The sequence below is a fragment of the Ferdinandcohnia sp. Marseille-Q9671 genome (assembly GCF_976954385.1).
Genome location: NZ_CDRJTA010000001.1, coordinates 2,317,842 through 2,341,973 on the forward strand (window position 1 = coordinate 2,317,842; position 24,132 = coordinate 2,341,973).

Consider the following 24,132-nt stretch of genomic DNA (forward strand, 5'->3'; position numbering starts at 1 on the left):
AGATAGAGGTGAAAGAGATGCGATTAGATAAGTTCTTAAAGGTTTCTCGTTTAATAAAAAGACGAACACTGGCAAAAGAGGTGGCTGATCAAGGTAGAATCCTTATTAATGGGATAGCAGGAAAGGCTAGCTCAAATGTAAAGGTGGGGGATGAATTAGCCATCCGGTTTGGTCAGAAAATTGTAACTGTAAAAATTGACGATTTGCAGGATACTACTAAAAAAGAAGATGCAAATAAGCTTTATACTCTTATCAAGGAAGAAAAGGTAGAAGCAGAATTTTGAATAATTCATCATTCACGTAAGGGCTTGTTCTAAATTCCAACACTGACTCATACATTTTACTAAGAATCGAATGGTTTGTAGAGAGCTTTAAGAGCCACTTAAAAAGAGTTTGGCTTTAAATAAGGTTCTGGAAGACTGTTCAAGTATGAATGTGGGGGATAGAAGATGAACCAATACTATGATGGAAATTCATCCAATAAAGGTACCGTGCAAGAGCATGATGTGATCATGAGAAGTCGTAAACTTCTTGATATAACAGGTGTGAAACATGTTGAAAGCTTTGATAATGAGGAGTTTTTACTTGAAACTGTAATGGGATTCTTAGCAATACGTGGTCAAAACTTGCAAATGAAGAATCTGGATGTTGAAAAAGGTATTGTGTCAATCAAGGGAAGAGTATACGACATTAGTTATTTGGACGACCATCAGACGGAGAAGGCTAAAGGATTCTTTAGCAAGTTATTTAGATGACCTTGTCCACACAGTTTTATACATTACTTGCTATGATTTGTATGGGGGGATGGCTTGGAGCCTCTCTTGATACATATCATCGTTTTTTACAACGGTCAAGACGCAACAAATTTTTAGTGTTTATTAACGATGTTCTTTTTTGGGTTGTACAGGGCCTTTTATTCTTTTACACGCTATTGCTAGTAAATGAGGGCGAACTCCGTTTTTATGTATTTATTGCCATACTATGTGGGTTCGCTGCTTATCAAAGCTTGTTAAAATCATTCTATGTAAGAGCATTAGAACATATCATTCAAGCCATCATACGTTTCTATCAATTTTTATTGCGGACTGGAGAATTGCTCATTGTTCGACCAATAAAAATGCTGTATCAGCTTATTATTGTGATATTACTGGGAATAGTAAATGTATTGATGGTTATTGGAAACATACTTCTTAAAATCTGCTGGATGCTCATCAAAGTATGTTTCGCCCCAATAAAGTGGACAGGGATCTTAATCTGGAGGATGTTACCTTCCGCATTTACGAAATATGTAGAAAAGATTTTTAGAAAATGTGCAGGATTTTTGAAAAAAGTAGAGAATACCAAACCTATACTGATAAAATGGTGGAAAAAGATACGAAAATCATAGGAGGCATTCTCTATAATGAGTGCAGTTCGAAAGAAAAATGTGACACAATTACAATCAACCTATATGGAAAAGTATAAAGAGCAAGAGCAAGCTCACCAGATAAAACGAAAAGGTTTAATCAGGAGATTACTTGCTTTTGCAATGCTAGTTGCCATCGTTTCTTATGTGCTTGTTTCAATGGTTGTTTCTCAACATAAGGCGATGGATGAAAAGCATTCACAAAAAGAACAATTACAGAAAGAACTAACATCACTAAAAGATGAACAGGTTCTTCTTGAAGAGGAAATCGTAAAACTGAATAATGATGAGTACATTGAAAAAATAATTCGAAGAGATTATTTCTTGTCAAAAGAGGGTGAAATCATCTTTAAAGTTGGAGATGGGTCTTAGCCTTATTGACACTTGATTTTTATATTATGTATAATATAGTTAAATGATTTGTTCAATTTTAAGGAGGAGCATTTTTTTTATGTCAATCGAAGTAGGCAGCAAGGTTCAAGGTAAGGTAACGGGTATTACGAATTTCGGTGCGTTTGTGGAGCTGCCAGAAGGCTCAACAGGTCTTGTCCATATTAGTGAGGTTGCTGACAATTATGTTAAAGACATTAATGAGCATTTAAAAGTTGGTGACCAAGTAGAGGTCAAGGTTATTAATGTTGAGAAGGACGGAAAAATTGGTTTATCTATTAAAAAGGCCAAGGAAACGCCACAACCACAACGTCCACGAAGCAATGGTCCGCGTAATAATAGAAAGGACCAAAATCATAATAACAAACCAGAAAGCTTTGAACAAAAGATGAATCGCTTTCTAAAGGACAGTGAAGATCGTCTATCTTCCTTAAAGCGTCACACCGAGTCAAAACGTGGTGGACGTGGAGCGAGAAGAGGATAACCTGCTGCTGTAGCTATCATATATAAATGATAAAGCACCCTATAGGGTGCTTTTTTTTGTGCTCCTTTTTGGGCAAAAGAAAAAAGCTAGTGATACACACTAGCTTCTCGCTGGTTGAAACTATTTCTAATGACCCGTACGGGATTCGAACCCGTGTTACCGCCGTGAAAGGGCGGTGTCTTAACCGCTTGACCAACGGGCCTAAACTTATATGGTATGTCTAGCTTCAGCGACTAGAAACTCGAGAAACTTCAACTCCTCCGAAAGAAGCAAAGAACGCTTCTTCGTCGGAGTCTTCGACGCACAGGATGTGCTAGTGCCGACGTTGCCACAGGACGTGGCGAACTTAGTCGGCCAGTTTTCTCATTTCTGATCAAGTCGCTTCAGCATTTCTGATAGCGGCGGAGGGGATCGAACCCCCGACCTCACGGGTATGAACCGTACGCTCTAGCCAGCTGAGCTACACCGCCATAAAGGATAAAGGAGCAATGAACTTAGTATAAGTCATTGAACTTAGTAATTATGTTCCTTCCTCTACAAGAAAATTCGAGGATGATTCATGCGTCGGAACAACTCGCGGAAGATTCATGGAAGCGTTGCTCGTCGCTCTAGCCAGCTGAGCTACACCGCCATAAAGGATAAAGGAGCAATGAACTTAGTATAAGTCATTGAACTTAGAAATTGTGTTCCTTCCTCTACAAGAAAATTCGAGAAAGTTTAGAATATCAATTCCTCGTACTCTAGTTAATAAGCACAAGTAATATAATACCTTCTGTCTATCTGTTCGTCAATATAATTTGTAATAGAGGATAATAATACAAAAATTCCTATAATACAAACAATTTGTTGTTGTCTATTCTTGTAAATCTTCTACGAATTGCTATAAAAACGTGCTCTACGACGTTTATTTTGTAGGATTACTGTACAAGCCGTCGAATGTTTTTGTGATTCTCTCTCGTTGTTTTGACAAATTATGAAAAACAGCAACTGTATAATAACAGATAACTATTAAATACGGGGAGTGTTCTAAAATGGAAAGAATAGAAAGGAATTTGAGTGGACCGATTACAGAGGTTTCGATTGAAAAGACTCAGGACTCATTGTCCAGATGGTTTAATCGCTTGCTAATCAAACTTGAAAATCTATTTCTACTACATGGGCTTCTGATAGGAGTCGTAGGATTTTTACTTGGACGAGCCTTGATCCTTAATGAAATAACCCCCTTTGCACTGCCGTTCTTTGCAGCAGTCTTTATGATGAAAAAAGGAAAAGCTGGAATCGCAATGGCTGCTGTAATTGCAGGGTCTTTTACCCTATCAGCGGACGTAACCATCTTTACATTTTTATCAATTACATTTTTCCTAGTAATCTATAAGCTTCTTCAGCGGTTTAAAGTAGACTTAATTAAAGCGTTACCAACAATGGTTTTGCTTACATCTGCTTTAGCTAAAGGATTAATTTTATATATCATGCAAGGCTCAATTACCATCCATGATGGTGTAATGATCGGAGTTGGTTCAGGGTTAGCATTTATTTTAACTTTAATTTTTCTGCAGAGTGTTCCATTGCTAACAGAGAAAAGAAGAAGACAATCATTTAAAACAGAAGAAGTCATTTGTCTCATCATACTCATTGCGTCTGTGTTAACTGGAACTATGGGGTGGCTCGTCTATGAGATGTCCATTTCCAATATTCTTTCAAGATATGTCGTTCTGTTGTTTGCCTTTATTGCGGGTGCCACAATAGGGTCAACAGTAGGGGTTGTAACTGGACTTATTTTAAGTCTAGCAAATGTTACAAGCTTGTACCAAATGAGCCTCTTGGCTTTTTCGGGACTATTAGGTGGTCTTTTAAAAGAAGGAAAAAAGGCCGGTGTGGCACTTGGTTTGATTGTCGGGACTCTTCTCATTGGTCTTTATGGAGAAGGTGCAAGTCAAATTATTCCCACGCTCTATGAATCAGGTGTTGCCATTTTATTATTTCTACTAACACCAGGAGTATTAATAAGCAAAATTGCAAAAAACATCCCAGGAACGCCTGAGCATAATGCGGAACAACAGCAATATCTTAGGAAGGTTCGTGATGTGACCGCAAACCGTGTCGCGCAGTTTTCAACCGTGTTTCAAGCCTTGTCTAATAGTTTTACCGAGTATGGGTACCCGGTTGAAGAAGAGGATAAGGATCGTGAAATTGATCTATTCTTAAGTAACGTAACGGAAAAAACATGCCAATCCTGCTTTAAGAAGGAGGCTTGTTGGTCAAAGAACTTTACTAAAACATATGATTATATGAAAGACATTATGCATGGATGTGAAACAAATTCTCTCATGTATAACCATAAATTAACGAGGGACTGGGACAAGCATTGTGTAAGGTCCCAAAAGGTAATAGATGCGGTTGAGCAAGAGCTTACGTATTATCAAGCAAATCAAAAGCTTAAAAAGCAAGTGAAAGAGAGTCGAAAGCTGGTAGCTGACCAGTTATTAGGTGTCTCTCAGGTAATGAGTGATTTCGCAAAGGAAATTCAACGTGAAGGTGAAAACCACCATTTACTTGAAGAACAAATACTAGATGCCTTACAGTCATTTGGAATACAAATTGGTCATGTAGAAATATATAGTGTTGAACAAGGAAATGTTGATATAGAGTTGAGTATTCCATACTGTAACGGAAGTGGGGAATGTGAAAAGCTAATTGCTCCGATGCTATCAGATATACTGGAGGAAACGATATTAGTGAAAAGCGAGGAGTGTTCTGCATATCCAAATGGGTATTGTCATGTTTCACTAGGTTCTGCAAAAGCGTACGTCATTGATACGGGAGTTGCACATGCAGCCAAGGGCGGTGGATTAGTATCGGGCGATAGCTTTTCTACCATTGAATTAGGTGTTGGGAAGCATGCGGTAGCAATAAGTGATGGAATGGGGAATGGAGAAAGAGCCCACTATGAGAGCAATGAAACACTTGAACTATTAAAGAAAATTCTTCAATCCGGTATAGAAGAGAAGGTTGCGATTAAATCAGTAAACTCCATTCTCTCACTACGAACAACAGATGAAATTTTTTCTACACTCGATTTAGCGGTGATTGATCTTCAGGACGCGAGTGCAAAATTCTTAAAGATTGGCTCTACTCCAAGCTATATTAAGAGGGGAGATAAGATTAGTAAAATACAAGCAAGTAATCTACCAATGGGAATAATTGAAGACTTTGAAGTGGAGGTAGTAGACGAACAATTAAAAGCAGGGGATCTCTTAATTATGATGAGTGATGGGATATTCGAAGGTCCAAAACATGTAGAAAACTATGATATGTGGATGAAACGGAAAATAAAAGAAATACAAACAGATGATCCACAAGAGGTAGCCGATCTCATTATGGAGGAGGTAATTCGCACAAGATCTGGAGAAATTGAAGACGATATGACTGTTGTTGTCACGAAAGTTAAGCACAATACACCAAAATGGGCAGCTATCCCTGCTTATTCCTATCAGAAAACGAAAAGCAAGGCAATCTGACACGGTGAAGGAGGTTTAAAAATCTAGTAATTCGTCCATCCTGTTACTACTAATAGTTAACTTGGAGGGGATGAAACGTGCAAAAAGGCACTTTGAAGCAAATTCTATTAATTACGGATGGTTGTTCAAACCAAGGGGAAGATCCAATTGCAATGGCCGCTCTTGCAAGAGAGCAAGGAGTGACAATTAATGTCATTGGTGTAGTCGAACAGGATACGATAGATGAGCAAGGAATGCAAGAAATCGAAGGTATGGCATCTGCTGGTGGAGGAGTTAGTCAAATTGTTTACTCTGCCCAGTTATCCCATACAGTTCAAATGGTAACAAGGCAAGCAATGACCCAAACTCTACAGGGTGTCGTTAATAAGGAACTCCAACAAATTCTTGGATCTAAAACGTCTATGGAAGACCTTCCTCCTGAAAAGCGTGGAGAGGTAATGGAAGTCGTTGATGAGCTTGGTGAGACAATCGATTTAGAAGTTTTAGTATTAGTTGATACAAGCGCTAGTATGAAGCACAAGCTACCAACAGTAAAAGAAGCGTTACTTGACCTATCTATTAGCTTAAATGCGAGAATGGGAGACAATCAATTTTCTGTCTTTGTATTTCCTGGGAAAAAGGTTGAAGTCGAAAAAGTATTAGATTGGACCCCTAGACTAGAATCATTGTCTAGTATTTTTCCAAAGCTTACTACTGGAGGAATTACTCCAACGGGTCCTGCAATACGAGAGGCGCTGACTTACTTTAAGAAAAAAAGATCATTAAGGAGTTTGTTATCACGTGATGATGAACAATACTACGAAGAGTCAGGTATGTAAGGTATCCCCAGGAACTGTTATTACAGGAAAGTGGCATAAAAAATCATATCGCATTGTGAGACCTTTAGGACAAGGTGCCAATGGTATTGTATATCTAGCTGAAAGCATGGATGGTCCTGTGGCTTTAAAAATAAGTCAAAATGGAGTCACAATCACTTCTGAAGTGAATGTGCTAAAACACTTTTCTAAGGTCCAAGGTTCTGCCCTTGGACCTTCTTTTATAGATGTTGATGATTGGGTAAAGCCGGGAGTGTCCACCCCAATATCTTTTTATGTAATGGAGTATATACGAGGGGAAAGCTTTTTATCTTTTATTGAAAAAAGAGGGAAGGAATGGACAGAAATCCTCTGTTTGCAATTACTTTCGGATTTAGACAGGCTACATAAGGAAGGTTGGGTGTTTGGGGACTTAAAACCTGATAATCTGCTTGTAGCAGGAAACCCACCCAAAATACGCTGTATAGATGTTGGGGGAACTACTGTTCAAGGAAGAGCAATTAAGGAATTTACGGAGTTTTTTGACCGTGGATATTGGGGAGCAGGCTCAAGAAGAGCGGAACCGTCCTATGATTTATTTGCTGTTGCGATGATTTTAATCAATGTAGCATACCCTAATCGTTTCACCAAGTCAGATCAGCCAATCAAACAACTCAAAACAATTATTTCGAATAATGATTCACTCCGAAGAATAGATACTATCTTGGTTAATGCAATTGATGGAAAATATCAGCATGCAGCTGATATGAGAAAAGACTTGGTTATGAAACTGAGTCAAGTAAAAAAGGGACAACCCCCGATTCAAAATAAACAAGCAGCAATAAAACAACAATCCAAACCAAATCGTACCAGGGTTAGTCGTCAACCAAAGCCGAAGAAGCAAAAGGGAGGTTTCCTTGAAACCGTACTATTACTATTGTTTGTATCGCTAGGATATTTACTATACCTTTATGGACAAATCTTATAATAGTTACTAATTTGATTTTGATTAGTTAACCATGAAAGTGGTACGATAAACGTATTGTCTTAGTTTTGTACAAAGGATTGGTCCATTTATGATAGAAAAGGTAAATCTGTTTAGTAAAGAACATAAATTAATTGATAAGGACTCAACACTATTAGTTGGAGTATCTGGTGGTCCTGACTCACTTGCATTGCTTCATTACTTATATCACCATCAAAAGGAAAGCTATTCTGCTCTCGTAGTTGTACATGTTGACCATATGTTTAGAGGAAAAGAGTCTGAAGAAGATTTACTTTTTGTAAAAGCATTTTGTGAAGCATACAAGATATGTTTTGAATCAATTCAAGTCGATGTGACATCCTATAAAAGGGAAAAAGGAGTAAGTTCCCAGGTTGCAGCAAGAGAGGTAAGATATCATTTTTTCGATGAAATGATGCGTAAGCATAAGGGTGATGCTTTAGCGTTAGGTCATCATGGTGATGATCAACTCGAAACAATTTTAATGAGGTTGGTTCGGGGGAGTAAAGGGATAGGCTATGCGGGAATGCTCCCAAAACGTCCATTTTCATGTGGAGTAATCATACGTCCCTTTTTACCAGTGACAAAGAGTGAAATTGAAGAATATTGTAAGCAGTTCAAACTCAACCCTAGGCGTGACCCATCTAATGAGAAGGATGACTATACTCGAAACAGATTTAGGCATCATGTCCTCCCTTTTTTAAAACAGGAAAATCCCGCAGTACACGAGCGTTTTTTACAATTTAGTCAATATATGATTGAGGATAATCAAGTTTTAGATGAATTAACAATTGAAAAAATGAATAAAGTAATGAAAAGGAAAGAAGACAACCAAGTAGAGATTGAGATACCTGCATTTTTGTCAATGCCAAAATCTTTACAAAGAAGAGGGATTCAACTAATATTAAACTATCTCTACAAGAACCTTCCTCCTTCTCTTTCTGCCGTACATATAGACAATTTGTTTACCTTCTTGGCAAATCAACATCCATCTGGAGAATTACATTTTCCATCTGGTTTACGAATTGTAAAATCTTATGATAGTTGTACATATACATACACAGGTCGCAAGGGAAAACCAAGCCCCTATCGGTTTCAAATTGATACACCAGGGCTTCATAAACTTGAAAATGGTAGTGAAGTAAAGAGTCAAGTGTGGAAGAGTTACCCTGAGCAAATGGCTGGGAAACATTGTTTCGTTATAGATCCAGATATCATTCAAATGCCTCTTTATATTCGAAATAGAAAAAACGGAGATAAAATGACGGTAAAAGGAATGAATGGAACTAAAAAAGTGAAGGATATTTTCATCGACCAAAAAATACCTCTTCATGAACGTGACACATGGCCAATTGTTGAGGATGCACGGGGAGAGATTTTGTGGCTTCCAGGATTAAAAAAGTCCGTTTTTGAAGCAGATTGCAAAACAAAATCACATTATATCGTTCTACAATATGAGCAATAGATTTACGAGGGGGCTTTAAGTCAAATGAAGCAGGATATCGAAAAAGTTTTATTTAGTGAGGAAGAATTACAGGAAAAAATCAAAGAATTGGGACATACTTTAACTGAGGACTATAAGGATAAATTTCCACTCGCAATTGGGATTTTAAAAGGTGCCATGCCGTTTATGGGCGATCTTTTAAAACGTGTAGATACATATTTGGAAATGGACTTTATGGATGTTTCAAGCTATGGGAACTCAACTGTTTCTTCTGGCGAAGTGAAAATCATCAAGGATTTAGACACTTCTGTTGAAGGAAGAGATATCCTTGTAATTGAGGACATTATCGATAGTGGTCTTACGTTAAGCTACATTGTTGAATTGTTCCGTTATCGTAAGGCAAAGTCAATTAAAATTGTTACCCTATTGGATAAACCAACTGGAAGAAAAGCAGACATTAACGCAGACTATGTAGGATTTATTGTTCCGGATGAGTTTGTAGTTGGCTATGGTCTGGATTATGCGGAAAAATACCGTAATCTACCATATATTGGTGTGTTAAAGCCAGAGGTTTACTCAAATTAATCTTTTTTATCTTGTTGTGTAAAAAACTTGTACACTTTTTGAAACCTAATAGCGGGTTAAACGTATATCATTTGAATAGCATTTATTATCTATGATACTATTTACTATAGTTTGTTCACCGCGGGAGGAGGTAAGGGATGAATCGGATTTTTCGAAATGTCATTTTCTATTTACTAATATTTTTAGTCATTATTGGTGTGGTCAGCTTTTTCCAAGGTGCCAATGGCCAACCAGAGGTGATGAAATACGGTAAATTTGTTGAACATTTAGAGGCTGGAGATGTAAAGAATATTACAGTCCAACCTGAAAGAGGCGTGTATGAGGTACGTGGCCAATTAAAGGGGTATAAAGAAGAAGAATTCTTTGTTACCAATATAATTGGAAGTCAAAACGAAGTTGATCGGATTTATCAAGCTGCAGCGAATGCAGACGTAGATATACTTAAGGCAAAGGAAACAAGTGGCTGGGTAACCTTCTTCACATCAATCATTCCTTTTGTCATCATCTTTATTTTATTCTTCTTCCTACTTAACCAGGCCCAAGGTGGCGGAAGTAGGGTTATGAACTTTGGTAAAAGTAAAGCCAAGTTATATAGTGAAGAGAAGAAAAAGGTTAAATTTAAAGATGTTGCTGGTGCAGATGAAGAAAAACAAGAACTTATTGAAGTTGTAGAGTTCTTAAAAGATCCACGAAAGTTTGCCGAACTTGGAGCTAGAATTCCAAAAGGGATTCTCCTAGTAGGACCTCCTGGTACAGGTAAAACATTACTTGCACGTGCAGCTGCTGGTGAAGCAGGAGTACCATTCTTCTCAATCAGTGGTTCTGACTTTGTTGAAATGTTTGTAGGGGTCGGTGCTTCGCGTGTACGTGACCTTTTCGAAAATGCAAAGAAAAACGCTCCATGTATCATTTTTATAGACGAAATTGATGCAGTTGGTCGTCAACGTGGTGCAGGTCTTGGTGGCGGTCATGATGAGCGTGAGCAAACCTTGAACCAATTGCTTGTTGAGATGGACGGATTTGGCGCAAATGAGGGAATTATCATTGTAGCTGCAACTAACCGACCAGATATTCTAGACCCAGCATTATTACGTCCAGGACGTTTTGACCGTCAAATTACTGTCGATCGCCCAGATGTGAAGGGTAGAGAAGCGGTATTAAAGGTTCATGCTCGCAATAAGCCCCTTGATGAATCTGTTGACTTAAAGGCAATTGCAATGAGAACACCAGGTTTCTCTGGTGCAGATCTTGAAAACTTACTTAACGAAGCTGCACTTGTAGCGGCAAGACAAAATAAGAAACAGATTGATATGACAGACCTTGATGAGGCATCAGACCGTGTTATTGCGGGTCCTGCGAAAAAGACGCGAGTTATATCGAAGAAAGAAAGAAATATTGTGGCATACCATGAAGCGGGACACACTGTTATCGGTGTGATTCTTGATGAAGCAGATATGGTACATAAGGTTACAATTGTCCCTCGTGGTCAAGCAGGCGGATACGCTGTTATGCTTCCTAAAGAAGACCGTTACTTCATGACAAAACCTGAATTGTTGGATAAAATCACTGGATTATTAGGTGGTCGTGTAGCTGAAGAAATTACCTTTGGTGAAGTGAGCACAGGTGCTCATAATGACTTCCAACGTGCTACAGGAATTGCTCGTAAAATGGTAACGGAATACGGAATGAGTGAAAAATTAGGACCCCTTCAATTTGGTCAGGCGCAAGGTGGTCAAGTGTTCTTAGGGCGTGACATCCATAATGAACAAAACTATAGTGATGCAATCGCTCATGAAATTGACCTTGAAATTCAACGCTTTATCAAAGAAAGCTATGCGAAGGCGAAGCAAATTCTCACAGACAATAAAGATAAGCTTGAATTAATTGCGCAAACGCTACTAGAGGTTGAAACCTTGGATGCTGCCCAAATCAAACATCTTTTTGATCATGGGACATTACCAGATCGACCTGTCGTTGAAGCAGAAAAGCAATCAACTGAAGATGTAAAAGTTACGATAAATCCTAAGAAAGAGGACGGAGTAACTAAAAACGAAGATACAGATAAAAAAGAGTAAATAAAAAAGGTGTCTACCATAAAAAGTAGGCACCTTTTTTATTGTTTTAGGAAGATGAAAAATATCGGAACTGCTAACATTTCGCCATCCAATTCCAACGTTTAGCCCTCTATGACATAAGCTAATTTAGAATGAAGGTAAAGTCATCTTCAATTTTTAAACGTCTTATGCTTGTCTGGGCTGAAAAGAGACTAGTGCTCTTGTTCATGTTTAGGAAATTATAAAATTCAACCTTATGATAAGTTATAAATGAGTTTATCTACATCTAGCTCCAGCGCCTAGCCCCTCGAGGTCATAAGCCAATCCGTCAAGAAGGTCAAAGAGCAACCTTCTCGCCGTTTAGTCTTATGCTTGTCGGATGCACAGGACAAGGGAAGCTTCGATAGCATAATCATCGCACGAAGAAAATGCATAGCATTTTCGAGGAATGTGCTGACGTCCGCGTTTGCCACAAGACGTGGCAGTCATTGGTGGACGTTCACTTTCAAGACACTTGCGCTTTTGTTCATGTAATCATTAAATTGTGGAATAATAAAAAGTAGGTATGGTATGATGTTTTTGCATTTACCTTTAATCTTCATTAGCCCAACTGGTCTATCATGGTTGTTGGCTGCTAGAGGTACGATCAAAACTTATGGCAATAGGCACCGATAAAGGCCTTATATACATAAAGGATAGTATGATGGGGATGCTTAAAAAATCTGATCGATATACGTATGAGCGTATGGATGATATATAAAAAATGGGGGTACATCATGATTTTTGTTTTTGATGTTGGAAATACGAATATTGTATTAGGCGTTTATGAAAAGGAAGACCTAAAATATCATTGGAGAATTGAAACAAGTCGTAATAAAACAGAAGATGAATATGGCCTTGTTATAAAATCATTGTTAGATCACGTGGGATTAACCTTTAAAGATATTAATGGAATTATTATGTCGTCGGTTGTTCCGCCAATAATGTTTGCATTAGAACGGATGTGTCGAAAATACTTTGGGATAAAGCCGTTAGTAGTGGGGCCTGGCATCAAGACGGGATTAAACATAAAATACGACAATCCGAAGGAGGTAGGAGCTGATCGTATTGTTAATGCAGTTGCAGGTATCCATTTGTATGGAAGTCCGTTAATCATTGTTGATTTTGGTACAGCAACAACATTCTGTTACATAAATGAAAGCAAACAATACATGGGTGGGGCTATCGCACCTGGTATCGCAATTTCCACTGAAGCATTGTATTCGAGAGCTGCGAAGTTACCGAGAATCGAAATAGCTCGTCCAGAAGGCGTAATCGGTCGTAATACGGTAAGTGCGATGCAAGCTGGAATATTATATGGGTATGTTGGACAAGTTGAGGGAATAGTAAATCGGATTAAAGAGCAAGCGATTGGAAAGCCAAAAGTGATTGCCACTGGTGGACTTGCTTCATTAATCGCCGCGGAGTCTACGGTGATTGATGAGGTAGACTCATTCCTCACGTTAAAAGGTTTACAGCTTATCTACCAGAGAAATACCGAAGCAAAAGGGATATAACAACTAGTTAGACAGCACTGAAAGGAGAAAAAAAGATGAGTGATTATTTAATTAAGGCATTGGCATATGACGGGAAGGTCAGAGCATATGCGATTGATTCTACAAAAACAGTAGGTGAAGCACAAAAACGCCATTATACGTGGCCGACTGCTTCTGCAGCACTTGGTCGGACAATGACGGCGGGTGTAATGTTAGGAGCCACCTTAAAGGGAGAAGCTAAGCTAACAATTAAGGTCGAGGGCGGAGGACCGATTGGGATTATCTTAGTAGACACAAATGCAAAGGGTGAGGTAAGAGGGTATGTAACAAACCCACAAACTCATTTTGATTTGAATGAACATGGAAAACTTGATGTTAGAAGAGCAGTAGGTACTGAAGGGACGTTGTCAATTGTAAAGGACCTAGGGCTAAGAGAACAATTTTCTGGACAGGTACCAATTGTTTCGGGGGAATTAGGTGAAGATTTCACATATTATCTTGTATCATCTGAACAAACTCCTTCTTCGGTTGGAGTAGGAGTACTAGTAAATCCAGATAATTCCATATTAGCAGCGGGAGGATTCCTTATTCAACTTCTTCCTGGTACTGATGAACAAACAATTGCCGCTCTTGAAAAAAGGCTAAACGAAATACCACCTATCTCAAAGATGATTGAAAAGGGATTATCACCTGAAGACGTTTTAGAGGAGATAGTGGGTAAGGGTAATCTGAAAATCCTAGAAAAAATGCCGGTTTCCTTTGTATGCCCTTGTTCTAGAGAAAGAATAGAAAGTGCAATTGTTAGCTTAGGAACAGATGAAATCCAGGCAATGATTGAGGAAGACGGTAAAGCAGAAGCGCAATGTCATTTTTGTAACGAAACCTATCATTTTTCTAAAGAAGAACTAATAGAATTAAAAGACCAAGCGAAGTAAAGGTAATGGGAGATGAGTAAATGAATCGTAAGGTGTGGGGCTCCATTATTATAGCTCTCGTTATCACAAACTGTTTGACGTTAGCTTTCTTTTTTATGGGGAAAACAGGGGAACAACCTAAGGAAAAAACAGTTGAGGCGACGAAACCTGTAGTTGCTAGTGGTGAAGAAGAAGTTGTTGCAACGATTGGGAACAAAAGCATTACGAGACAGCAATGGTTGAATGAACTAGAAGCAAGATATGGAAAACAACTTCTAGAAGAAATGGTAGACAAGGAAGTTGTTCGTCAAATGGCAGAAAAGCATAATATTACATTAGCCGAGGATGCCATTGAACGTGAATTAACACTAATCAAAACGATGTATAATACTATCGACAATGAGAGGATTAATGACGATCAATGGAGAGAGCAGATCGAGTTAAGTATTTTGCTGGAAGAATTACTAACAAAAGATGCTGTTATATCTGAAGATGAGATGAATCATTATTATCAAGAAAATAAAGAGTTATATGCCATTCCAAAGACGTACCATCTTTCTCATATTGTTGTGAAGTCAAAAGATGCAGCAGATCAAGTGCGAGATGAGTTGGAGAATGGTTCAAGTTTTACGGCATTGGCAATGGAAAAGTCGATTGATGAGTTTTCAGCAAATCGGGGTGGGGAACTCGGATATGTAAATGCGGAGAATGGGTATGTCCCTGATAGTTATTTACAAACAGCTGAAACACTTAAGCCGAACGAGTGGAGTGAGCCTATAGAGGTTGAGAATGGATACGCAGTGATTATTCTCCACGAAGTAATTGATGCTGTAACGTACTCATATGAGGATGTAAAGGATCAAATTAAACGTCAAATAGCTATCGACCAAATTAATGGTAACATCTCAATTGAACCCTTTTGGAAAGAGCTAGGGGTGAAGTGGTTCTTTGGAGAAGATAAGTAATTTTTCCTATATGTTACTAGCAAATTCATTGACTTTCGCCAGTAGAATTGATAAATTGTAGATAAAACCAATAAAAATAGTAGGGATTGAGGGTGGAAACATGACAAGAGTAGCAAATTCAATTTATGAATTAATCGGTCAAACACCAATCGTAAAGCTAAATCACTTAGTTGACGAAGATAGCGCTGACGTATATGTGAAACTAGAATTCTTTAACCCTGGAAGCAGTGTGAAAGATAGAATTGCACTAGCGATGATTGAGGCTGCTGAGAAAAAGGGCGATCTAAAACCAGGTGACACCATCATTGAGCCAACTAGCGGAAATACAGGGATTGGCCTAGCTATGGTTGCTGCTGCAAAAGGATTAAAAGCAATTTTAGTTATGCCGGATACAATGAGCATGGAACGTCGTAATCTTTTACGCGCATACGGTGCAGAGCTTGTTCTAACACCGGGTTCTGAAGGTATGAGAGGTGCGGTAAATAAAGCAGAAGAACTTGTGAAAGAAAAAGGTTATTTTATGCCACAACAATTTAACAATCCAGCAAATCCAGAGGTTCACAATGCAACGACTGGTAAGGAAATTGTTGAACAAATGGGAGATCAGCTAGATGCATTTGTTTCGGGAATCGGTACTGGGGGTACAATCACTGGTGCAGGTGCTGTTTTAAAAGAGAAGTATCCTTCTATTAAGATAGTAGCAGTAGAACCAGCAGATTCTGCTATTCTTTCCGGTGAAAAGCCAGGACCTCATAAAATCCAAGGTATTGGTGCGAACTTTGTTCCAGAGGTATTAAATACAGAAATTTATGATGAAGTGATAACTGTGAAGAACGAGGAAGCATTTGACTATGCTCGTCGTACTGGCCAGGAAGAAGGATTTTTAGTAGGGATATCTTCAGGTGCAGCCATCTGTGCAGCACTACAAGTTGCCAAGAAGTTAGGCAAAGGTAAGAAGGTATTAGCGATCGTTCCGGACAATGGTGAGCGTTATTTAAGTACTGCTCTTTACCAGTTTGACGAACAATAATAGAAAGAGAGTCTTATCCATGTTGGGTAAGACTTTTTTCTTTTCTGAGGTGTACCACAGCTCTTATGTCATGTAAAATATATGATATAAGGAGAGTGTAGCATGCAACGAAAGAGAGCCTCTTTTGCGAAGAAAATACCCTATGATGTAGAACAATGGTATGACCGGTACAAAACTTTGACTGAAAATGAACCTTACCATATGCTGCTAGAAAGTGGTCGGGGAGGAAGATACAGTATGATGGGGATAAAACCATTTGCTGTTGTACAAGGAAATGAGAATACCCTGACCATTACAACCGGAAACCATACAACCCATTTAGAAGGCGACCCCTTGACACTTTTTATGGACTGGATGAAGACTTATCAAACGGATCATCAACCTAATCTCCCAGATTTCCAAGGAGGAGCGCTTGGATTTATCAGCTATGATTATGCAAGATACATAGAAAAACTTCCCAAGTTAGCGCGCGATGACCTAGAAACACCGGACTTATACTTCTTACTATTTGATGATGTATTCGTATATGATCATAGTAACCAAGAGTTATGGCTTATCACTCATGATGAAATCAGTAATCAAAAACAAGCTATGGCTAGACTTCAAGACTATATGAACATGTGGTTGCAAGCCAATGATGTAAGTGAAGAAAAGACATTTGAGGGTCGATGTAATGAGTTCTTTTCTGTATCTTTTTCCGAGCAAGAGTTCATAATGGCGGTTGAAAAGGCGAAACATTATATCTCTCAAGGCGATGTATTCCAAGTGAATCTATCTGTTCGTCAATCTAGAGAACTCCGAACGCATCCACAAGCTATTTATAATACATTACGTAAACTAAACCCGTCGCCATATATGGCATATATGCAGGTGCCAGACTTTCATATTGTATGTGGGTCTCCTGAATTACTTGTAAAGAAAAAAGGAAAAGAAGTAAGTACAAGACCAATTGCAGGAACAAGGTCTCGAGGTAAGGATGCAAGTGAGGATAAAAGATTAGCAGATGAGTTAATCAATAACGAAAAGGAACGAGCCGAACACGTCATGTTAGTTGATTTGGAACGAAATGACTTAGGAAGAGTGTGTGAATGTGGAACGGTAATGGTAGATGAATTTATGGTCATTGAAAAGTATTCACATGTCATGCATATTGTTTCTCATGTAACAGGAACACTGGCTGAAGGGAAGGATAGAGCTGATATTATTAAGGCAACTTTCCCAGGGGGTACGATTACAGGAGCTCCGAAAGTGCGAACGATGGAAATTATCGAGGAGCTAGAGCCGGTCCATAGAGGTATATATACCGGGGCTATTGGATGGATTGGTTTCTCAGGAGATATGGAACTAAATATCGCAATCCGGACGATGTTTGTGAAGGATAACATTGCCCATGTCCAAGCAGGTGCAGGAGTTGTTATTGATTCAGACCCAAAGCAGGAATATAAGGAATCTTTGAAGAAGGCAATTGCATTATGGAAAGCAAAAGAGTTGAGTGAAGCAGAGGTAGAAAAAAATATTAGTATGAGGTGAGTAGAGAATGATTCTTATGATCGATAATTACGACTCGTTTACATTTAATTTAGTACAATATGTTGGTGAATTAGGGCAGGAAATCATTGTAAAAAGAAATGATGAAATTACGCTCCAGGACATAGAGAACCTCAATCCAGATTTAATTATGATATCACCAGGGCCTTGCACACCAAATGAAGCGGGAATTAGTTTGGATACCATCTCTCATTTTGCTGGACGAATCCCCATTTTCGGTGTTTGTCTCGGTCATCAATCCATAGCACAGGCATTTGGGGGAGATGTTGTCAAAGCAGAAAGACTCATGCATGGAAAAACGTCTCAAGTAAAGCATGATGGTAAAACGATTTTTACTGGATTGGATGACCCATTTACTGCTACGCGCTATCATTCACTCATTGTAAAAAAGGAAACGCTCCCTGAATGCTTTGAAATATCTGCTGAAACAGAGGAAGGTGAAATTATGGCGATTCGCCATAAGGAGTACCCGGTAGAAGGTGTACAATTCCATCCAGAATCCATTATGACCACTTCAGGAAAACAGTTGATTTCCAATGTCATACAGCAATATATCGGAAATGAGAAAGAATCATGTACCTCTATCTGAATGGAGAAATTGTAAAAAAAGAAGATGCCTGGATATCTCCATTTGACCATGGCTTTTTATATGGAGTGGGGCTTTTTGAAACATTTAGAATCTATGATGGTCATCCGTTTTTACTAGATGACCATCTTATGCGTTTAGAGACAGGGTTACGAGAGCTTCAAATAAATATCACAATCAAACGATCCCGCGTTAACGAAATTCTAAGAAATTTGTTAGCGGCAAATGGTGTAAAGGATGCCTATGTACGGCTCAATATCTCTGCAGGAATTGGAGAAGTTGGGCTGCCGCCAGGTGATTATCAAGAGCCATCCGTTATTGTGTTTATGAAAGAAATCCCACCCCTACTAGAAGAGAAACGGGGGATTCTCTTAGATACAATACGAAACACTCCGGAGGGTGAAGTGCGTCTAAAGTCCCACCATTTCTTAAATAATATCTATGGTAAAAGGGAAGTGGGTAATAATCCACTGATAGAGGGTATTTTTCGTACAAAGGAAGGTTTTCTTGCAGAAGGCATTACTTCAAATCTTTTTTGGATCAAAGCAAATACCCTGTTTACACCAGACTTACGAACGGGAATACTAAATGGAGTAACACGGTTGTTCGTGATAAAGCTTGCCGAGAATCTTGGATTAGACGTGAAGGAAGGTTTCTATCAACCAGATGAATTGTTATCTTGTGATGAGGCATTTATTACAAATTCAATCCAGGAAATCATACCACTGCAACAAATTGAAGAGTATACGTTACCTGGCCAAATGGGCCCGATAACAAAAGAACTACAGTACGTGTATTCAAGATATCGGACAAGCCTCTGGGGAAGACAAGAATTATTGAAGGAGAGTAAATGATGGACCAAGTAAGAAAACCTAGACCAACTAAATTAACTTGTGGTCCTTATCAACTAGATTTTTCTAAAAAAACGATGATCATGGGAATCTTAAATATTACACCGGACTCTTTCTCTGATGGTGGTGCCTATCTTAGTGTAGATGCAGCAATTCGTCATGCGAAGGAGATGGTTGAAAATGGTGCTGATATTATCGATATTGGGGGCGAATCAACGAGGCCTGGATATGAAAGGATTTCTGATGAAGAAGAAATTAATAGAGTGGTACCTATTATAAAGGCAATATCGAAAGAGGTTCAAGTACCAATCTCAATTGACACCTATAAATCAGAGGTTGCGAAACAAGCCATAGAAGCGGGAGCCCATATTATCAATGATATATGGGGTGCCAAAGCAGATGATAAGATGGCAGAGGTAGCAGCATCTTATAATGTGCCAATTATCCTTATGCATAATAGGGACAATAAAAATTATGACAGTCTACTAGATGATATGATAGCTGACCTTGTTGAGAGTATCGAAATTGCAAAGGCGGCAGGTGTGAAAGATGAAAATATTATCTTGGATCCTGGGGTAGGGTTTGCAAAGACATTTGAAGATAATATTGAGACAATCCGTCATCTCGATCGTTTTGCAGATTTAGGTTATCCGCTTTTACTTGGTACCTCAAGAAAATCTTTTATCGGGAAAATTTTTGATTTACCTCCAACAGAACGTGATGAAGGAACAGGGGCTACTACCTGTTTAGGCATTCAAAAGGGCTGTGATATTGTTCGTGTTCACAATGTGCTTATGAATGTTCGACTAGCCAAAATGATGGATGTTCTTATGGGTAAGGGAGAATCACATAATGGATAAAATCTACGTAAATCAGATGGAGTTTTATGGATATCATGGTGTTTTTCAAGAAGAAACGAAATTAGGTCAACGTTTTATTGTGGATCTTGTTGTTGAAGTAGATGTAAAACAAGCAGGGGAAACAGATAATCTGGAGTATTCAGTACATTACGGAGAATTATACAATCTTTGTCGCGAAGTAGTAGAAGGGGCACCATTTAAGTTAATAGAAGCACTAGCAGAAAAAATTACGAAAATGGTACTGCAACATTTCACCTTGGTCTCTTCATGCACAGTGAAGGTTATTAAGCCTGACCCACCTATACCTGGTCATCTACAATCAGTTGCTGTTGAAATAACGAGGAACCGTCATGATGAATAATATTGCATTTATTGCACTGGGAACAAATATGGGAGACAGAGAATACTATTTGGCTTCTGCATTACAAGCCATTCAAGAGTGTAAGGATATGGATATTATCGATTTTTCTTCTATTTATGAAACAGACCCGGTTGGATTTGAAGAACAAGCTCAATTTTTGAATATGGTAATTAAAGTAAAGACAAATCACTCCCCTTTAGATTTATTAAAGGTATTACAAGATGTTGAACTTGACTTTGGAAGGGAAAGGAAGGTTAGATGGGGTCCAAGAACGCTAGACCTTGACATTTTGCTTTATAATCATGAGATTATTGAAACGGAGCGTCTAATCATTCCGCATCCTCGGATGTCAGAACGAGCTTTTGTTTTATTGCCATTAGTAGAGATTGAAAGCAATATTCAAATCCCGACTGTAAGTCGACCAATATCCATACTACTAGATGAACTACAGGATAAAGAAGGAGTACGTATATGGAAGCGGAGAAGTGGGGAAGACGTATTCGAGCTTTTCGAAAGTTAAAGGGCTACACCCAGGAGGGGTTGGCAAAGGACCTCGGGGTTTCTGTATCCCTCGTCGGAGAGATCGAACGAGGTACCAGGGTAGCGAGTAAGCCATTCCTGCAAGAGGTTGCAGATATACTAAATATACCACTTGAAGAGTTAGCTCCAAAAGAGGTAGAGTAATTATATTATAAATAGAATCATGTAAAGGAGGGATACTGTGTTAAAAATTGGAGATATTGAAATGAAAAACCAAGTAGTGCTTGCGCCAATGGCTGGAGTTTGTAACTCGGCTTTTCGTCTAACCGTTAAGGAATTCGGTGCAGGATTGGTTTGTGCAGAAATGGTTAGTGATAAAGCAATCCTTTATAACAATGCGAAAACAATGGGGATGCTCTATATAGATGAACGTGAAAAACCACTTAGTCTTCAAATATTTGGGGGCGAAAAAGAGACACTAGTCGAAGCTGCTAAGTTTGTAGACAAAAATACAACTGCAGATATTATAGATATTAATATGGGGTGTCCAGTCCCTAAGATTACAAAATGCGATGCTGGTGCGAAATGGTTGTTGGACCCTAACAAGATTTATGAGATGGTGTCAGCAGTAGTCGATGCAGTAGATAAACCAGTTACCGTAAAAATGAGAATGGGTTGGGATGAAGACCATATTTATGCAATCCAAAATGCTCAAATGGTAGAGCGTGCGGGTGGAAAAGCTGTAGCCTTACACGGAAGAACGCGTGTTCAAATGTACGAAGGTCAAGCAAATTGGGATATTATTAAACAAGTAAAACAAAATGTAAGTATCCCTGTTATCGGAAACGGAGATGTCAAAACACCACAAGATGCAAGACGGATGCTTGATGAAACGGGTGTTGATGGTGTTATGATTGGCCGTGCAGCACTTGGTAATCCGTGGATGATTTATCAGACAGTTAAATATCTGGAATCGGGTGAATTAATTGATGAACCTTCTGTAAGAGAGAAAATTGACGTGTCAATCCTTCATTTAGACCGCTTGATTAATCTCAAAAGTGAACATATTGCAGTAAGGGAATTTAGAAAACATGCAGCTTGGTACCTAAAAGGTATTCGTGGTCACGCAAAGGTTCGGAATGAAGTTAATACTTGTAATACACGCGACGAGCTAGTTTCACTTCTTCACGCCTTTGTAGAAGAGATTGAAGAAAAGCAACAAAGCGGGGCACAGGTAGTTTGACATCACTATTTCCCTACACTATAATACCCGTAAGTAGCTTACTGCCAGTTAATACTGGCAGTTTTTATGCTTTACGTTTATATTGGAATAAGACAAACTGTTACACAATTAACCATTAATAGTAAATGGTATTGAGTATCATAAGGGAAGATAGTACAGTTTAATGATGATCGGTTGTCGTAGGTGATTTTGGAAGATTCAATGAAGACTAAGAGTTTCACATTAAAGTAACCGTTACTAACTTACGCGAATATGCCAAGGAGCATTAGATAGATTTCAAAGTAGATAATTGCCTCTGGTAACAAAATAGGAGTTGAGAAAAATGAATCATGAGGAATTAAATGACCAATTGATAGTAAGAAGAGAGAAATTACATACTCTACGCGAAATGGGTGTTGATCCATTTGGAAAGAAATACGAAAGAACACATAGTACAAGTGAATTAATTGCTTTATATGATGGTTTTACAAAAGAAGAATTAGATGAAAAAGAAATCAGTGTGACGATTGCAGGACGTATAATGACGAAGCGTGGCAAAGGGAAAGCTGGATTTACCCACGTACAAGATCTAACAGGTCAGATTCAATTGTATGTACGTCTCGATACTGTGGGAGAAGAACAGTACGAGGTATTCAACATTGCAGATCTAGGAGATATTGTTGGAGTGTCAGGTGCTGTCTTCAAAACAAAAGTCGGAGAACTTTCTATTAAAGTAACTTCTTTTGAACTTTTATCCAAGGCATTACGTCCACTACCAGATAAGTTCCATGGATTAAAGGATGTTGAGCAACGTTATCGTCAGCGTTACTTAGATTTAATCATGAGTCCTGAAAGTAAAGATACATTTATAACTAGAAGTAAGATTATAAGAGCAATGAGACGATATTTAGATGATCATGGGTATCTAGAAGTAGAAACACCAATGATGCATTCCATCCCGGGAGGAGCATCTGCAAAGCCGTTCATTACTCATCATAATGCATTAGATATTCCTTTATATATGAGAATTGCGATTGAACTTCACTTGAAACGTTTAATTGTAGGCGGATTAGAAAAGGTATATGAGATCGGAAGAGTATTCCGTAATGAAGGGGTATCAACAAGACATAACCCTGAATTTACTATGATAGAATTATATGAAGCGTATGCTGATTATAAAGATATCATGAGTTTAACGGAAAACCTTGTTGCACATATTGCACAAGAGGTACTAGGAACGACTACTGTACCTTACGGTGAGCACCAGGTTGATTTAAAGCCAGAATGGAAAAGACTACACATGGTTGATGCAATTAAAGAATATGTGGGAGTAGACTTCTGGAAGGAAATGGACATTGAAGAAGCTAGAAGACTTGCCAAAGAACATAATGTTGAGATAAATAACAATATGCAATATGGACATATCGTAAATGAGTTCTTCGAACAAAAAATTGAGGACAAGCTCATTCAACCGACGTTTATCTATGGACACCCTGTTGAAATCTCTCCTTTAGCGAAAAAGAACCCGGAAGATCCTCGATTCACAGATCGTTTCGAATTGTTTATTGTGGGAAGAGAGCACGCAAATGCCTTCACTGAATTAAATGATCCTATTGATCAACGTGAAAGGTTTGAGGCTCAGCTTAAGGAAAGAGAGCAAGGAAATGATGAAGCTCACATGATGGATGAGGATTTTGTAGAAGCGTTAGAATATGGTATGCCTCCAACTGGTGGACTAGGAATTGGGATTGATAGACTCGTTATGTTATTAACAAATTCTCCTTCAATAAGAGATGTATTGCTGTTCCCGCAAATGCGTAATAAATAGTAGATAGATTAATTTTTAGTAAAAATAGAGTGGTTCGCCACTCTATTTATTTTTGATTTCATTATTATTAATTTTTCTAGTATAATTTTTTTGCTAAAATCTATTGCATATAAACAGGAGAGGTGGTATATTGAATATCCGCCGCTGAGATGTGGTGATGAAATAAAATTTATGAAAAAAAGTTATTGACTAACAAATTCATAAATGATATTATAATAAAGTTGCTTCAGTGAGCAACAAACAAAAGTTCTTTGAAAACTGAACACAATACAAGC

Annotated in this window: 24 protein-coding genes and 2 tRNA genes; 24 read left to right on the plus strand and 2 right to left on the minus strand. The window is 38.4% G+C overall.

Annotation, left to right across the window (positions count from 1 at the left end; genetic code table 11):
- Window positions 1–17: 17 nt before the first annotated feature.
- The 5 genes from ACWNMY_RS11425 to ACWNMY_RS11445 all read left to right on the plus strand — a co-directional run bounded on the left by ACWNMY_RS11425 (window position 18) and on the right by ACWNMY_RS11445 (window position 2,279).
- A complete protein-coding gene (locus ACWNMY_RS11425; protein ID WP_449538337.1) occupies window positions 18–284 on the plus strand; it encodes an RNA-binding S4 domain-containing protein in 267 nt (88 codons plus the stop codon).
- A gap of 165 nt (window positions 285–449) precedes the next feature.
- Window positions 450–755, plus strand: coding sequence for a sporulation protein YabP (gene yabP / locus ACWNMY_RS11430; RefSeq protein WP_449538338.1), 306 nt, complete (start codon window positions 450–452; stop codon window positions 753–755).
- Window positions 752–1,387: a spore cortex biosynthesis protein YabQ gene (yabQ, locus tag ACWNMY_RS11435; RefSeq protein ID WP_449538339.1), complete on the plus strand. Its 636-nt coding sequence runs from the start codon at window positions 752–754 to the stop codon at window positions 1,385–1,387. The genes yabP and yabQ overlap by 4 nt, the downstream gene beginning before the upstream one ends.
- Window positions 1,388–1,402: 15 nt before the next feature.
- Window positions 1,403–1,777 (plus strand): FtsB family cell division protein, encoded by a 375-nt coding sequence (locus tag ACWNMY_RS11440; RefSeq protein ID WP_449538340.1) that lies wholly within the window; start codon window positions 1,403–1,405, stop codon window positions 1,775–1,777.
- Window positions 1,778–1,856: 79 nt separating this feature from the next.
- Window positions 1,857–2,279, plus strand: a complete 423-nt coding sequence (locus ACWNMY_RS11445) for a S1 domain-containing RNA-binding protein (RefSeq protein ID WP_449538341.1) — start codon at window positions 1,857–1,859, stop codon at window positions 2,277–2,279.
- Between the two features lie 130 nt (window positions 2,280–2,409).
- On the opposite strand, the gene ACWNMY_RS11450 is transcribed toward ACWNMY_RS11445, so the two are convergent.
- Both ACWNMY_RS11450 and ACWNMY_RS11455 read right to left on the minus strand, forming a co-directional pair.
- Window positions 2,410–2,481, minus strand: a tRNA-Glu gene (locus ACWNMY_RS11450).
- Between the two features lie 194 nt (window positions 2,482–2,675).
- Window positions 2,676–2,749: transfer RNA gene (locus ACWNMY_RS11455), tRNA-Met, on the minus strand.
- A 561-nt stretch (window positions 2,750–3,310) separates the two neighbouring features.
- On the opposite strand from ACWNMY_RS11455, the gene spoIIE reads away from it, so the two are divergent.
- From spoIIE to lysS, 19 genes are all read left to right on the plus strand, one after another.
- Window positions 3,311–5,797: a stage II sporulation protein E gene (gene spoIIE, locus ACWNMY_RS11460; RefSeq protein ID WP_449538342.1), complete on the plus strand. Its 2,487-nt coding sequence runs from the start codon at window positions 3,311–3,313 to the stop codon at window positions 5,795–5,797.
- A gap of 77 nt (window positions 5,798–5,874) precedes the next feature.
- The gene (locus ACWNMY_RS11465) at window positions 5,875–6,615 is read left to right on the plus strand and encodes a VWA domain-containing protein (RefSeq protein WP_449538343.1); all 741 of its coding nucleotides are present in this window, start codon (window positions 5,875–5,877) and stop codon (window positions 6,613–6,615) included.
- Window positions 6,581–7,579 carry a serine/threonine protein kinase gene (locus ACWNMY_RS11470; RefSeq protein ID WP_449538445.1) on the plus strand — a complete coding sequence of 333 codons (999 nt, stop codon included), beginning with the start codon at window positions 6,581–6,583 and terminating at the stop codon, window positions 7,577–7,579. The genes ACWNMY_RS11465 and ACWNMY_RS11470 overlap by 35 nt, the downstream gene beginning before the upstream one ends.
- An 88-nt stretch (window positions 7,580–7,667) precedes the next feature.
- Window positions 7,668–9,059, plus strand: a complete 1,392-nt coding sequence (gene tilS, locus ACWNMY_RS11475; protein ID WP_449538344.1) for a tRNA lysidine(34) synthetase TilS — start codon at window positions 7,668–7,670, stop codon at window positions 9,057–9,059.
- Between the two features lie 24 nt (window positions 9,060–9,083).
- Complete coding sequence (gene hpt, locus ACWNMY_RS11480; RefSeq protein ID WP_449538345.1) at window positions 9,084–9,623, plus strand: hypoxanthine phosphoribosyltransferase; 540 nt, start codon at window positions 9,084–9,086, stop codon at window positions 9,621–9,623.
- A gap of 137 nt (window positions 9,624–9,760) precedes the next feature.
- The gene (ftsH, locus tag ACWNMY_RS11485) at window positions 9,761–11,698 is read left to right on the plus strand and encodes an ATP-dependent zinc metalloprotease FtsH (protein ID WP_449538346.1); all 1,938 of its coding nucleotides are present in this window, start codon (window positions 9,761–9,763) and stop codon (window positions 11,696–11,698) included.
- Window positions 11,699–12,453: 755 nt separating this feature from the next.
- A complete protein-coding gene (locus tag ACWNMY_RS11490) occupies window positions 12,454–13,233 on the plus strand; it encodes a type III pantothenate kinase (RefSeq protein ID WP_449538347.1) in 780 nt (259 codons plus the stop codon).
- A 35-nt stretch (window positions 13,234–13,268) separates the two neighbouring features.
- Window positions 13,269–14,147 carry an Hsp33 family molecular chaperone HslO gene (gene hslO, locus ACWNMY_RS11495; RefSeq protein ID WP_449538348.1) on the plus strand — a complete coding sequence of 293 codons (879 nt, stop codon included), beginning with the start codon at window positions 13,269–13,271 and terminating at the stop codon, window positions 14,145–14,147.
- 20 nt (window positions 14,148–14,167) lie between these two features.
- On the plus strand, window positions 14,168–15,091 hold the full coding sequence (locus ACWNMY_RS11500; protein ID WP_449538349.1) for a peptidyl-prolyl cis-trans isomerase: 924 nt from the start codon (window positions 14,168–14,170) through the stop codon (window positions 15,089–15,091).
- A gap of 100 nt (window positions 15,092–15,191) precedes the next feature.
- Window positions 15,192–16,121: a cysteine synthase A gene (cysK, locus tag ACWNMY_RS11505; RefSeq protein ID WP_449538350.1), complete on the plus strand. Its 930-nt coding sequence runs from the start codon at window positions 15,192–15,194 to the stop codon at window positions 16,119–16,121.
- Window positions 16,122–16,223: 102 nt separating this feature from the next.
- The gene (locus tag ACWNMY_RS11510) at window positions 16,224–17,651 is read left to right on the plus strand and encodes an anthranilate synthase component I family protein (protein ID WP_449538351.1); all 1,428 of its coding nucleotides are present in this window, start codon (window positions 16,224–16,226) and stop codon (window positions 17,649–17,651) included.
- 7 nt (window positions 17,652–17,658) lie between these two features.
- Window positions 17,659–18,258, plus strand: coding sequence for an aminodeoxychorismate/anthranilate synthase component II (gene pabA / locus ACWNMY_RS11515; RefSeq protein WP_449538352.1), 600 nt, complete (start codon window positions 17,659–17,661; stop codon window positions 18,256–18,258).
- Window positions 18,243–19,109: an aminodeoxychorismate lyase gene (pabC, locus tag ACWNMY_RS11520; protein ID WP_449538353.1), complete on the plus strand. Its 867-nt coding sequence runs from the start codon at window positions 18,243–18,245 to the stop codon at window positions 19,107–19,109. The genes pabA and pabC overlap by 16 nt, the downstream gene beginning before the upstream one ends.
- The gene (folP, locus tag ACWNMY_RS11525; protein ID WP_449538354.1) at window positions 19,109–19,966 is read left to right on the plus strand and encodes a dihydropteroate synthase; all 858 of its coding nucleotides are present in this window, start codon (window positions 19,109–19,111) and stop codon (window positions 19,964–19,966) included. The genes pabC and folP overlap by 1 nt, the downstream gene beginning before the upstream one ends.
- Complete coding sequence (folB, locus tag ACWNMY_RS11530; protein ID WP_449538355.1) at window positions 19,959–20,327, plus strand: dihydroneopterin aldolase; 369 nt, start codon at window positions 19,959–19,961, stop codon at window positions 20,325–20,327. Before folP ends, folB begins: the two co-directional genes overlap by 8 nt.
- The gene (folK, locus tag ACWNMY_RS11535; RefSeq protein WP_449538446.1) at window positions 20,320–20,847 is read left to right on the plus strand and encodes a 2-amino-4-hydroxy-6-hydroxymethyldihydropteridine diphosphokinase; all 528 of its coding nucleotides are present in this window, start codon (window positions 20,320–20,322) and stop codon (window positions 20,845–20,847) included. The genes folB and folK overlap by 8 nt, the downstream gene beginning before the upstream one ends.
- On the plus strand, window positions 20,799–21,011 hold the full coding sequence (locus ACWNMY_RS11540) for a helix-turn-helix domain-containing protein (protein WP_449538356.1): 213 nt from the start codon (window positions 20,799–20,801) through the stop codon (window positions 21,009–21,011). Before folK ends, ACWNMY_RS11540 begins: the two co-directional genes overlap by 49 nt.
- A 37-nt stretch (window positions 21,012–21,048) precedes the next feature.
- Window positions 21,049–22,050 (plus strand): tRNA dihydrouridine synthase DusB, encoded by a 1,002-nt coding sequence (gene dusB, locus ACWNMY_RS11545; protein ID WP_449538357.1) that lies wholly within the window; start codon window positions 21,049–21,051, stop codon window positions 22,048–22,050.
- Between the two features lie 322 nt (window positions 22,051–22,372).
- Window positions 22,373–23,857 carry a lysine--tRNA ligase gene (gene lysS / locus ACWNMY_RS11550; RefSeq protein WP_449538358.1) on the plus strand — a complete coding sequence of 495 codons (1,485 nt, stop codon included), beginning with the start codon at window positions 22,373–22,375 and terminating at the stop codon, window positions 23,855–23,857.
- The last annotated feature ends 275 nt before the right edge of the window (window positions 23,858–24,132 follow it).